This is a genomic window from Halostagnicola sp. A56 (assembly GCF_000691505.1).
Lineage (GTDB): Archaea > Halobacteriota > Halobacteria > Halobacteriales > Natrialbaceae > Halostagnicola.
Window position 1 is genome coordinate 160,857 of record NZ_JMIP02000020.1, and the last position, 11,898, is coordinate 172,754.

Annotated in this window: 10 protein-coding genes and 2 pseudogenes; 4 read left to right on the forward strand and 8 right to left on the reverse strand. The window is 61.2% G+C overall.

Annotated features, from left to right (window positions below):
* The first annotated feature begins 195 nt into the window (after nt 1–195).
* The gene (locus tag EL22_RS11900) at nt 196–1,248 is read left to right on the forward strand and encodes a polysaccharide deacetylase family protein (RefSeq protein WP_050051708.1); all 1,053 of its coding nucleotides are present in this window, start codon (nt 196–198) and stop codon (nt 1,246–1,248) included.
* Between the two features lie 59 nt (nt 1,249–1,307).
* On the opposite strand, the gene EL22_RS11905 is transcribed toward EL22_RS11900, so the two are convergent.
* Nucleotides 1,308–2,588: a right-handed parallel beta-helix repeat-containing protein gene (locus EL22_RS11905; RefSeq protein ID WP_050051709.1), complete on the reverse strand. Its 1,281-nt coding sequence runs from the start codon at nt 2,586–2,588 to the stop codon at nt 1,308–1,310.
* Between the two features lie 19 nt (nt 2,589–2,607).
* Between EL22_RS11905 and EL22_RS11910 the strand changes: the two genes are divergently transcribed.
* Nucleotides 2,608–3,189, forward strand: a complete 582-nt coding sequence (locus tag EL22_RS11910) for a TetR/AcrR family transcriptional regulator (protein ID WP_231587942.1) — start codon at nt 2,608–2,610, stop codon at nt 3,187–3,189.
* Nucleotides 3,190–3,499: 310 nt separating this feature from the next.
* Nucleotides 3,500–4,249, forward strand: coding sequence for an SDR family NAD(P)-dependent oxidoreductase (locus EL22_RS11915; RefSeq protein ID WP_050051710.1), 750 nt, complete (start codon nt 3,500–3,502; stop codon nt 4,247–4,249).
* Nucleotides 4,250–4,269: 20 nt separating this feature from the next.
* Here the strand turns inward: EL22_RS11915 and EL22_RS11920 are convergent, their stop codons facing one another.
* Together EL22_RS11920 and EL22_RS16120 are read right to left on the reverse strand one after the other, a co-directional pair.
* The gene (locus tag EL22_RS11920; protein ID WP_050051711.1) at nt 4,270–5,025 is read right to left on the reverse strand and encodes a glucose 1-dehydrogenase; all 756 of its coding nucleotides are present in this window, start codon (nt 5,023–5,025) and stop codon (nt 4,270–4,272) included.
* 428 nt (nt 5,026–5,453) lie between these two features.
* Nucleotides 5,454–5,925, reverse strand: a pseudogene (locus tag EL22_RS16120) (DDE-type integrase/transposase/recombinase); the annotation flags it as partial.
* Here EL22_RS16120 and EL22_RS18510 point away from each other — a divergent pair.
* Nucleotides 5,882–6,069, forward strand: a pseudogene (locus EL22_RS18510) (hypothetical protein); the annotation flags it as partial. The pseudogenes EL22_RS16120 and EL22_RS18510 overlap by 44 nt on opposite strands.
* A gap of 2 nt (nt 6,070–6,071) precedes the next feature.
* On the opposite strand, the gene EL22_RS11930 reads toward EL22_RS18510, so the two are convergent.
* Genes EL22_RS11930 through glpA form a run of 5 tightly spaced genes read right to left on the reverse strand, consistent with a single transcriptional unit; the run spans nt 6,072 to nt 11,745 of the window.
* Nucleotides 6,072–7,217, reverse strand: coding sequence for a Cdc6/Cdc18 family protein (locus EL22_RS11930; protein ID WP_050051712.1), 1,146 nt, complete (start codon nt 7,215–7,217; stop codon nt 6,072–6,074).
* Nucleotides 7,217–8,596 (reverse strand): anaerobic glycerol-3-phosphate dehydrogenase subunit C, encoded by a 1,380-nt coding sequence (locus EL22_RS11935; RefSeq protein WP_050051713.1) that lies wholly within the window; start codon nt 8,594–8,596, stop codon nt 7,217–7,219. Before EL22_RS11935 ends, EL22_RS11930 begins: the two co-directional genes overlap by 1 nt.
* Nucleotides 8,593–8,721 (reverse strand): hypothetical protein, encoded by a 129-nt coding sequence (locus tag EL22_RS19005; protein WP_255349671.1) that lies wholly within the window; start codon nt 8,719–8,721, stop codon nt 8,593–8,595. Before EL22_RS19005 ends, EL22_RS11935 begins: the two co-directional genes overlap by 4 nt.
* Nucleotides 8,718–10,061 (reverse strand): glycerol-3-phosphate dehydrogenase subunit GlpB, encoded by a 1,344-nt coding sequence (glpB, locus tag EL22_RS11940; protein ID WP_050051714.1) that lies wholly within the window; start codon nt 10,059–10,061, stop codon nt 8,718–8,720. Before glpB ends, EL22_RS19005 begins: the two co-directional genes overlap by 4 nt.
* A 1-nt stretch (nt 10,062) precedes the next feature.
* Complete coding sequence (gene glpA, locus EL22_RS11945) at nt 10,063–11,745, reverse strand: anaerobic glycerol-3-phosphate dehydrogenase subunit GlpA (protein WP_050051715.1); 1,683 nt, start codon at nt 11,743–11,745, stop codon at nt 10,063–10,065.
* Nucleotides 11,746–11,898: the final 153 nt, after the last annotated feature.

The following is an 11,898-nucleotide window of genomic DNA, read 5'->3' on the forward strand; positions in this document are numbered from 1 at the left end:
CTCGGGCGACCTCGAACCGTCGTGTCTCGATCGGTACCCGCCGAACGGTGACGACGCTCGATCGACCGACGACGGACGAGCGTGGTTCGTCTGTGCTCGTCGGGTCCGGGCAGGCGGACCGATCGGCTCGCGCACCGACTCGACGCTTAACCGACATATAAGTAGATAGGGTGGGCCCGACGGGAAGAACAGTACATGGATTCCGAATCGAAACGTCGCCAGTTTCTCGGCGCACTCGCGGCCGGCACCGTCTCGCTGACGGCCGGCTGTACCGACGCGTTGAACGAAATCCGGTCGGCCGAAACCGAAAGCGACGATGGCTCGCCGGGCGACGGCTCGAGTGACAGTGACCGGGACGTCCCGAACATCGACGGCGGCGCGGTCGTCTTCGTCTACGACGACGGGCCCATGTCCGACTACGAACTGGCGTTTCCGGTCCATCAGGAGTTCGACATCCCCGCCAGCACCGGTATCGTCACGGAGTGGATGGACCGCGAGGACTTCAACGGCGGTGACTGGATGGGTGAATCCGAACTCACCGAACTCGCCGACGCGGGATGGGAGATCATGGCCCACACGACCGGACACAACGCCCTCGGCGAGTTCGAACTCGTCGAAGACGTTGACCCCGGCGACACGCGTATTTACCCCGAAGAGCGAAACCACGGTTTTCACCAGATCTACGACCTCGAGATCACCGACGGGAAAAACAGCGTTCGCCGGGCCATCACCGCCTCGTCGACGGACGAGACGGGACCGTACATCGAGTTCGAGGAGGCGATCGGCGAGTCGTTCGCGGCCGGCGAAACCGTCGAACGCTACCCCGAGGACCTGATGAACCAGTTCCTCGGCGACTGCAAGGAGCAACTCGAGGCGATGGACTTCGTGGTCGATACGCTCCTCGCTCCGTACGACATCGTCGACGAGTGGGCCCTCGAGTTCGCGACCGACCACTACGACGGCATCGCGAACGTGAATCCGGGCTCGATGCTCAACCCAAAGGACGAGTTCGACCCGTTCGACACCAATCGGAACTACTTCATCGAGTACACCAGCACCGAAAACACCAAAGCACAGCTCGCGAACGTCGAACAGCAGGAAGCGATCGCCATCATCGGCGCGCACACGTTCAAAGAGGACGTGACCGAATCGAAACTTCGAGACGTTCTCGAGTGGGTCGACGAAAGCGACCTCGAACCGGTCACCTTCCGGGACGCGATCAGAGCGACCGCAGACGGCTCCAAGTAGCCGCTCCGGTCGACTCCGTCCGAATCGATGGCCGTTCCCGACGACGAGGGCGCGAGTGACTACGGCTCGTTGTGCCAGCTGCTGACCGACGAGGCGCCGAGGTCGTCGATGCCGTTGACGATCTGGTTGTACTGGAGCGTCGGCTCCGTGGCGGTCGAGTACAGGCGCGCCCCCTCGAGGTCGTCGTCGTCGGAGACCATGACCGAGTTGCGAATGTGGTTGTTGTGGCCCTGATCGATGTAGGGATACTGACTCGCGTAGAACTCGCCGCGATAAATTTCCGTATCCTCGCCCGTGATCATGATCCCGTTCCGGTTGACGTCGCCTCGACCGGGCTGATCGACGACGAACGTACTGAACCGACAGTTGTTTCTGCCACACCAGATGCCGTCGCGGAAGCCACCTTCGACGCCGGCCTCTCCCGAGATGTCGACCCGTTCGACGAGAATACGGTCGTCGTTGTCGGAGTTGCGGATCCAGATCGGGTAGCCGCCAGATGTCTCGTGGACGATATCGACCTTGTTGATCCACGCTTCGCCTGCCTGTGGGGAGACAACGATGCCGTGATTCACCCGATCGCCTCTCATTTCGATCGAGCAGTTCTCGAGCTGTAAGCCGTTGCACGTGTTCATCACCGAGACGGCGTGATTGTTCGGCTGCGGGGCCGTGATCGAGATGTCGACGTTGTCGACGTAGACGCCGTCGCTGTTTTCGATACGGAGTCCGCGCTGGCCGAGCCCGTACGATGGCTCCTCGTCGACTTCGATCGTCACGTCCCTAATTTCACTGTCTCTGCCGCCGATACGGAGGCTCGCGGTACCGTTGTTTCGGTACGTTCCACCCTCGACGACAATTTTCCCGTCACCGCCTGATGCGTACAGCCCGGTACTCGGAAAGCCGTCGAGCTCGCAGTCGATGAACTCGAGGGTTCCCTGGTTCATGTTCGCCTCGATCCCGATCGGTCCCTTCCAGGTGTTTTCCGCGTTCGGCGTGTAGTCGCCGAAGAGACCACCGTCGGGCGCGCGGAACCGCTCGACGACACCCTTGCCGTTCGGGTCGGAAATCCCGAACAGGGCCGGTCCCCAGGTCCCACTGTCGTGTTGGCCGTGGATCGTAATATCGCGTACTTCGAATCGATCGGTGACGTTCGTCCCGATCACTCGAATACCGGTTTCGTCCGCGGTCTGGTCGATATCGAATCCCTCGAACCGGAGCCGTTTCCCCGGGTTGAGATACGTCCCGAGCCGAAACAGTCGGAACTGCGGCCCGTGGAAGTCGTAGAAGTTTGCCGGAATAATCGTCGCGTCGTGGCCGAAAAATCCGATATTTTCGTAGTTCATTGGAAATGATCTCGACCAGATGGACCCCGTAAAACGAGACATTATGGAAGCAACATATAAAGCCGTAAGTGAACACGGATACGGCGATCTGACAATCCAACACATCGCCGACGAGTTCGAAAACAGCAAGACACTGATCTATTATCACTATGACGGCAGAGATGAACTCCTCGTCGACTTCCTTGATTACGTGCTCCAGCAATTCCTTGCCAATCTTCCAGATAGCACACAGTCACCACGGCGAGAACTCGAAACGCTCGTTGATACGCTTCTTCCACCCACCGTCGAGGAAGAGACGTATCATATCATGCTAGCGATGTTCGAGCTTCGAGTTAATGCGCCACACGACGAAGACTGTCGGGAACAGTACCTTGTCGTGGATAACGAACTCAAGAGCCTTCTTCAAGACATTCTTTCTCGAGGCGTCAAAGCTGGTGTGTTCGAAGACATCACTCCAGCAGTAGAAGCTGAGTTGTTCCTTTCTCTGTTGATTGGGACCCGTGCACGCCGGCTTACGGTCTACCACCCGGACGAGTCAATTGAGTTGCTAAAAGAAGCAATTCAAACTCATATCGACCGTATCACCGCTTCTTCTGAGTAGCTCGTATTCGTTACTTGTTTCGAGCCTGTATTTTAACAGGAGATAGGTAGTGACTCAGGGTCTGTAGCATTAGGTGTCAGCTCCCCTTCTGTTACAGTGATCTGGGCACTCCGCTTATGATCCAACTTGAAAGCATACTTACCTCAAAGCGTCACCGAAAGTCGGGCTCACTGTCAGAGTGATGAACGAGCAACCACTATTCGATCGCCACAGGTGGGTTTGCTCGTCGGGAATGGGTTTTGCTCGGTCAAAATATGGAAGCAACTGCGTACCAGAAGGCCCTTTACAAAAGATTCAATATATAAAAGAGATGTTCGACTATACAGATTCCGTCGTTCTCATCACCGGAGCCGGCTCCGGCATCGGACATGCCACTGCTCAACGATTCGCGAATGAAGGTGCACATGTCATTGTGGCAGATATCGACACCGAAGCCGGTCAAGAAACTGCTGAACAGATCAACACCAATCATGGATCCGCGACCTTTGTCGAGGTTGACACCAGCCGTCCGCCTTCGATAGCCGCACTCATAGACGCTACACTCGAAGAACATGGTCGGCTTGATTGTGCTATCAACAACGCAGCGACCGGCAACCAACCATCACCGATAACAGATATCGACGAAGAAGACTGGAATCAGGTTATTGGTGTCAATCAAACAGGTGTGTGGGCCGGCATGAAATACGAACTCCCTGCACTCCTCGAATCAAGTGGTGGCGCTATCGTCAACGTCGCTTCGAAAGCCGGCATTCGAGGCAGTCCAGGTCGAGCACCCTATGGAGCGAGTAAACATGCGGTGGTCGGGCTTACACGCACAGCAGCTCTCGAGGTTGCTGGAGATGGTGTCCGAGTCAACGCTGTTTGTCCAACGATCGTCGATACACCAGCTCTCCGATCGATGTCCGAAGAAGAACGCGAAGCGGTTATCAAGAACGTCCCGATGGAACGTGCCGCGACACCTGAAGAAGTAGCAAACGTGATTGTGTGGCTCTGTTCAGAAGAAGCCTCGTTCATCACTGGGCAGGCGATTCCCGTCGACGGTGGGGAAACACAACAGTAGTTACAGGACGATCAGTCTTCTCAGGCGAGTTTTCCCCCCTCAACCGGGAGCGCATGCCCGTTCACGAACGACGCATCGTCGGACGCCAACCACGCCACAGTGGAGGCTATTTCCTCCGGCTCTGCCATTCTGCCCAGAGGCTGTTCGCGGGTCATTGCTTCAACTGCCTCCGAGTGTTCCTCGAGTGTTCGTTCGACCATGGGTGTCCGAACCACGCCAGGACAGACAGCATTGATACGGACACCTTGCTCGGCATAACGGACAGCGGCAGACTTGGTGAGTCCAACAACCCCGTGTTTGCTTGCAGTATATGGGGCGCTTCCGTCTGCTGAGAGTCCGGCAATCGAGGACGTGTTTACGATGGCACCGCCATCAGTATCTGTGAGTTTCGGAAGCTCGTATTTCATCGCTAACCAGACACCAGTCAAATTGATGTCCAGAACACGCTGCCAGTTATCCATACTCTGCTCGGTGAGTGGTGCATTGCCACCTTCGATACCCGCGTTGTTGTGTGCGATGTCAAGGCCGCCGTAGGTGTCACAGGCGGTTTCGACCATTGCTTCGACGTCAGATTCATCGGTCACGTCAACTTGGACAAAGACTGCTTCCCCGCCAGCAGCTTCGATCTGGTCAACAGTTTCAGTTCCGCCCTCTGTATCGATGTCTGCGACCACGACGTTTGCGCCGTAGTGAGCGAAATGTTCCGCGGTTGCGCGACCAATTCCTGAGCCTGCACCGGTGACGAGTGCAGTCTTGTCTTCGAATTGCGTATCCATACAAGTACTGAATACAAATTCAATGTATAAAACCCTGGTGCCACCCGCAGAAACCTCGGCTCTTGGGACTGGGCAGTTCCGTCAGATATGGTAAACCTCGAGCAATCGCTATTCCTGTTCGGCCATGACATCGAGAATTCTATCACTGGTATCCACGGCGACGAAGGGTATCTCTATAGCGGCGAACTGCTATCGCAAACCCCATCAATGAACCTGCTGAGTGGACCGTCAAGGCAATCGACCACGCTGGCTTTCTTCGGTGGAACGGGCCGCAGACGACGCGTTCGAGCGAGCAAAGCCAGCACAGTGGCATGAGAAACTGGATACACAACTCATTGATCCCAGCATCGCGACTATCAACAATATGAGCAGGCTACGAGCCAGCATAGTCTACGAAAGTCAACATCAGCAACACAACCCTATTCTTGGAGCTGACCGTTTAACCCCAACCGAGAGAGGGCAGTCAGGTAGCCGTAGCCATCGACGAGAAACATCGTCTCGGAGAGATCGTGTTTCTTGGTCAATCAATGCAGGAATGCAGCGGCTGGATCAGTGCCTCGTCGTCCAAACACTGCGACATCAAGAATTAATCGTGAATCTAGGTCTATTGCAGCATATTCCCAAGACCAGTTGCCGTTGATCTTGACAGCGGTTCCATCAATGGTGATCCGCGACGGCTGCGCCGTCGGCGGGTCTGGCACGTTTTCAGCCAGCCGATATACCCAGTGACAGATTGCTTGATGAGAGCGTTCAACGCCGATCAAGCGAAGAATCGCTTGTGTCTCACGGAGAGAACAACCGGTCGCGTGTCGCCGTCCGCTCACGCTCCCAAGGTTCATCAAATTCCGCCGTGTAGCACTCGCTGAAAGATGCTTGCTCACGACACGACCTCGATTTCAGATACGAAAACCATGGAATCGGAACAGTATCGAACGTGTCTTTCGTAAGGCATAGCTTCGTATTTCTTCGTTCTCAAACTGTTTCAGCAACACCGAACCAAGACCAGCTAACGATAAAGTACAAAAAACAACCGCTGGTGTCTGACGCTACTCCGCGATCAGCGATCGAAACGCGATCGGCGAGAACCGCGGTTCGACTGTACTCGGGCGACGACCCGACCCCGTCGACTCGAGCCCAACCCGCTCTAAAACCCCGATATCGGCCAGTTCATACAGGAATCGCGTCGCGGTGCTCGCGGTGACTTCGGACTCCGCGTCGATCGCTCGAGCGACCTCGCGGATCGGTTTCGAACCGTCCGAGACCGACAGCAAATCAAGCAGCACCTGTTGACGGCTCCGTGACAATGCCAGCGTTCGATCGATGTGGATACCTGTTTTCGGCACGTCCGCGATCGCCGCCTCGAGGTCCGCCGCTCTGATCTGACCGGCTCCGTCGTCGCTCGCGCGGACCGCCGCGACGTACAGCGCCGCGAGGGCGTCGTGGGCGTTTCCGTCGGCCCACTCGGCAACGCGGCGGATCGAATCGTGTGCCAGCGCGCCGGCGGCGAGCCCGGTCGAGGCCCGATCCGCGAGGATGTCGACGAGTTCGTGCTGTCGGTAAGCGGGAACGGTGATCGTGGCGTCGTGCCAGTCGTCGGGTTCGCGCGTTCCCACGGCGGCGGTTCGAACGGCGTCTCCGACCGGCTCGAGCAGGTCGAGAACCCGCTCGTAGGTCAGCGTCTCGGGTTCATCGTGGTGATCGATCGCGACGATGGCCCGTCGGTCGGGGCGCTCGAGTCGGTCGATAACTCGTTCTCGCAGTTCGTCGGTACCGACGCCGCTGGTCGGGACTGCGTCGTCGGATATCGTCGCGAGCGCGGCCCGGTAGAACGCGAACGGGGTCTGGACCCGTCGGCCGTCGATGTAGACGAACCAGGTCGTCGGGCCCGAACGGCCGGTCCGGGTCGACGTTCCGATCGCCCGCCCTGAGTCGCCGAAGGTTTCGTTCAGTGCCGCGAAAAGCGCCGTGACGATCGCCGACGTTCCCGACCCCGGCGGCCCGACGACCGCGGTGGGCGGGGGAAGTTCCCCGTCGAACACCGGCTCGAGCGCGTCGAGACACTGCTCGAGCACCGAGCCGCGGCCGACGGGTTCGGTCGCGTGAACGGCGGGACTGAGGTACTCGCGGTCGACGACGAGCCGGCCCCCGTTGTGTGCGGACCGTCGGCGAGCGATGCGATCGCGCAGGTCCATCAGGCCGCGTCCCCTCCGCCCGCTTCGGGCCCGTCGACCAGCGCCGCCGAGAGTATCTCGAGCGGGTGGTCGATCTCGTAGCCGGTCCCGTGTTCCATCTGCATCGCGCAGGTGGGACACTCCGTCATCCCCGCCTCGGCGTCGACCTGTTCCATGTGTTCGAACATCTCCTCGCCGATCGCCATCGACGTCTCGTAGTGTTCTGTCTTCCAGCCGTAGGTGCCGGAGATTCCCGAACACGAGTCGCCGACGTCGTGCGCGTCGATGCCGTCGATACCCGAGAGCAGTTCGACGGTCTGGCCGTCGAGGCCCTGATTGCGCGCGTGACAGGGCGTGTGGTAGGCGACGTCCGCCGAGTCGACGCTCGCGTCGGCGAGTTCGTCCTCGAGGTCCTCGTGAACCCGCAGGTACTCGAGGGCCTCCCAGGTGTGCTCGGCGACCGCCTCGGTATCCTCGAAGTCGAAGAGTTCGGGGTACTCCTGACGAAGCGACATCGAGCAGGACGTACAGGAGGCGATAATATCCGCCCCCTCCTCGATCGCAGCGCCCAGTTCGTCGACGTTCGTCTCGGCGGCGCGCTCGGCGTCGTCTAACATCCCGTTCGCGTACATCGGAGTCCCCGAACACCGCTGGTCGGGAACGACGACCTCGTAGCCGAAGTGTTCGAAGACCTCGACCATCGCCTTGCCGACCTCGGGCGTGTTGTAGTTCGAATAGCAGCCGTGGAAGTACGCGACCCGCTTTCGCTCGTCGGCGCTCGAGTCGTCCCGGCGCGTTCTGGCTTTTCGCGCGTTCTCCCTCGAGGCGGCGGCCCCGCCTCGCTTTTCCCACCACTCGCGGAACGTCTCCGTCGCGAAGGCGGGAAACGTCCGCTCGCCGGTGATTCCGAGCAGCTTCTCGTTTACGACTTGTGTCACTGTCAACCCCATCACGAAGTTCGTGAGCCGAGGTACTTTACTTCCGATGCGAGCCATCGTCCCGTAGTTCGAGAGGAGCCGATTCCGCCAGTACTCTCGAGAGAGTTTGCTCATGTTCTCCTCGACGTACTCGCCTCTGGCCGTGTTGTGCATCTGGGAGAGGGGCACTTCCGATGGACAGGCGTTATCACAGCGCATACAGTTCGAACACTTCATCACCGAGTCGTCGATGTCGTGGTCATCCTGTCGCTTGAGTCGCCACTGTTCGGGGCCCTGGAACTTCGGGCCGGGGAACTCGTCGTCGACCTCGGCGACGGGACAGTTCGTATCGCACGTCGAGCACTTGTAACAGTCGTCCGCCCCCGGTCGGAGGTCCATCTCCTCTGCTTCCGGAAAGACCTGTACCGGTTCGAACTCGTCGTCTCTCGATCCGTCGTCCGTCGGCTGGTGTGTCTCACTCATCGAATCACCGTCGTCGCTCGAGTCGCAGTCATCGCTCGCCGACCGGCTTCGGTCGGCCGTTTCGGCCGAATTCGCAGATTCTCGCGCACGCCTGTCGTCCGCCCGCTGGTCGTTCGCCCGCTCATCGGTCCACCTCCTCGCCGGCGGCCGCCCCCGCCGCGTAACCGGTCGAGAGCGACACGCCGCCGCCGGATTTCTCCGCGGGCGCATCGAACCCGCCTAATACGCCACCTGCTGCGCGCAGGTTCGAAAACTCGCGTTCGCCGTCGGCCCCGAGCGGGTACAACTCCCGATCGACCGCGAGGCCGAACTGGGCGAACGGATGCTCGCCGAACGCCTCGTCGACGAACCAGTCGTACCGATCCTCGCTGTGGGCGACGTGACAGTCGAAGATTGGCTCGTAGACCCGCTCGCGGTCGGACTGAACGCCCTTGCCGACCAGCCCGCCCGTCGCGAGGACGTACTGATCCGCGCTGTAGGGAACCCGCTTTCGCTTCCGGTCGACGAGAACGTGGTCGATCTGCCCGCGGTTGGCGCCAGCGCCGTCCGCGTCGACGGACTCGTAATCGACGACCGGAACACCGGTCGTCACCCGGACGCCAGCGTCCTCGAGCGCGTCGTAGAGCAGGTCCTCGAGCCGGATGCCGGGGAGGCTCGGCGGCCCCATCGGCACCTCGAAGACGTCGACGCCGAGCCGTTCCTCGAGGTCGCGGCGAACGGTGTCCGCGTGGTCGTCGCCGAGAATCGCAGGCAGTCCGACTCGAGACTCGTCTGCGAGTTTCGCACCGATCGCGTGGGCGAGCGCCGCTCGCGCGGACGTCTGGCCGGCACCCGAATCGACCGGTTCGTCGCGCTCGAGGATGTGGGCGTACCGGGTAATCTTCGCGTCGTCCCGTTCGATTCCCGGGAACGAGAGCGTGACGCCGCGGCTCTCGAACGGAACCCCGGCGGCCTCGAGGTGGGACGCAGCCAGCGGCGCGTCGAAGTCGGGGAGAGTCTCGAAGCCGACCAACAGGGTCGACCGCGGATCGCTCGCGATGCCGGCGGCGGTCGTCGCCGGGTAGCGAGCGGTCGGTTTGACGGTTCCGCCGTGGGTCGGGACCAGCGCGTTCGCGTCGGTGTGGTCGCCCGCGTAGGCGTCGCCGGCGACCGAGTCGAAGAACAGGAGCGACTCGCGGACCGCCTCGAGGCCGACCCGCTCGTAGGGGTGGCCCTCGGGGAGGTCCGGAATGGCCTCGAACGGATCGACCAGCGGCGTCGGTTCTCCCCCCTCGCGCTCGCCGCCCGTACCGGCGACCGCCGTCGGATCGTAGCCGAGCACGTCGATCAGCCCACTGGCGTGGCGGAGCGTGCTCTGCTTGTAGCTGATCAGTCGAACCGTCGCGTCGCGTTCGGCCGCCGAGAGGGCGGCCGTCGCACCCGCCAGCCCGCCGCCGATGACGAGGACGTCGTCTTCGATGGCCATCTCAGCGCTCGCCCCCCGGACCGCCGTCGAACGCGTCGAAGGCGATCCGTTCGTCGACACCCGCCGGATCTCGGTCCCGGTTCATCGTCGTCGCGTGGAGCGCGTAGTTGAGCATCGCCTGTGAGAGCTGTTCGCCCCAGAGAGCGTGGCGCTGTCCCTTCCAGCGCTCCTGAAACAGCTCGTCGAGCGCCGCCCGCGTCGTCGCCTCGTCGTACTCGGGGTGGAGTTCGCAGGCCAACTGCTGACAGCAAAAGCCGCCCTGACAGTTCCCCATCGAGGCTCGAGTTCGGATCCGAACGGCGTTGAGATCCGAACCCGATTGACCGATCGCGTCCCGCACCTCCGCGCGCGTGACTCCTTCGCAGGCACAGAGCACCGGGTTCGGTTCCTCGGTCTCGAGGACGGCCTCGGATCGGCTTCCGAGGCGCTGTTTGCTGCGACGCGCGATCGGCGACCGGAGGCCGAAGTCGTCCATCCCGCGCTCGAGAACCGCGAGGTCCTCGCTGCCGGGGAGCGCCGCGTCGGCGGTGTCACAGCTCGCGCGGACGCCGAGTTTGTCACAGACGTGGTCGGCGATCTCCTCGGCCATGGCCCGGTAGGTGGTGAACTTGCCGCCGACGATGGTCGACATGCCCGAGACGCCGTCCCTGTCGTCGTGATCGAGCAAGAAGAAGTCGCGCGTGATGTCGGTCGGATCCTGCGTGCCGGTTCCCGGCGGTTCGTACAGCGGTCGAACGCCCCAGAACGAGCGGATCGTTCGCGACTCCGAGAGGATCGGGAGCAGTTCCGAGAGTGTATCGATCATCATGTCGACCTCCCACTCCTCTTCGGGGTAGTCGTCGGGGTCGTCGACCTCCTCGTCGGTCGTGCCCAGGATCGCGGTCGTCTCGTGGGGAACGACGATGTCCGCGTCCCCTTTCGGCCGACAGCGGTTGATGACGGTGTCGACCTGTCGAACGTTCATGATCGTCATCACGCCCTTCGAGGGCCGAACCGCGACCTCGAGGTCCGCCATCGCGCCGATCTGGCCGGCCCACGCGCCGGTCGCGTTCACGACGTAGTCGGCGGTGATCTCCTCGGTGGTGCCGGCCGCGCCGTGGTCTCGTGTTCCCGGTCCCGAATCGTGTCTCACCTCGACGCCGTAGACATCGTCGCCGTCCCGCAGGAGGTCGACGACCTCGGCGTGGGTTTCGACGCGCGCGCCGTGGTTCTCCGCGTCCATCGCGTTCGCGACGCAGAGCCTGAACGGATCCACTGCGCCGTCGGGGACCTCGATCGCTCGCTTGACGTCGCTCGCGAGGTACGGTTCGACCTCGCGAGCCTCGCGTCCCGAGAGGACTTCGGCCGGAATGTCACACTGGCGACATCCCTCGAGTTTCTCGCGGAAGTACTCGTCCGGATCCTCCGGGCGCTGGACGAACAGGCCGCCGGTCTCCTCGACGCAGTGGCCCGCGATCTCGCGAAGCGTTTCGTTTTCCTCGATGCACTCGGTTGCGCTGGCCTGATCGGAGACCGCGTACCGCCCGCCGCTGTGTAACAGTCCGTGCATTCGGCCGGTCGTTCCGTCAGTCAGGTTGCCTCGCTCGACGAGGGTCACCTCGAGCCCGCGCCGCGCCAGATCCCTGGCGGTCCCGCAGCCGGTCGAGCCGCCGCCGAGAACGAGGACCTCCGTATCGTGTGCCATCCCTTCACCAACATGTTGGGCCCAGTCCTCTTTATTTTATCGACACCGTACAACCATCCATAATAAATTCGCCCGCGCCGAATCGACCCGAAATACTATGTGGTGTGTGATTGTACCGTATGCCGTGAATTGCCAGGACCTGAGAAATACCGT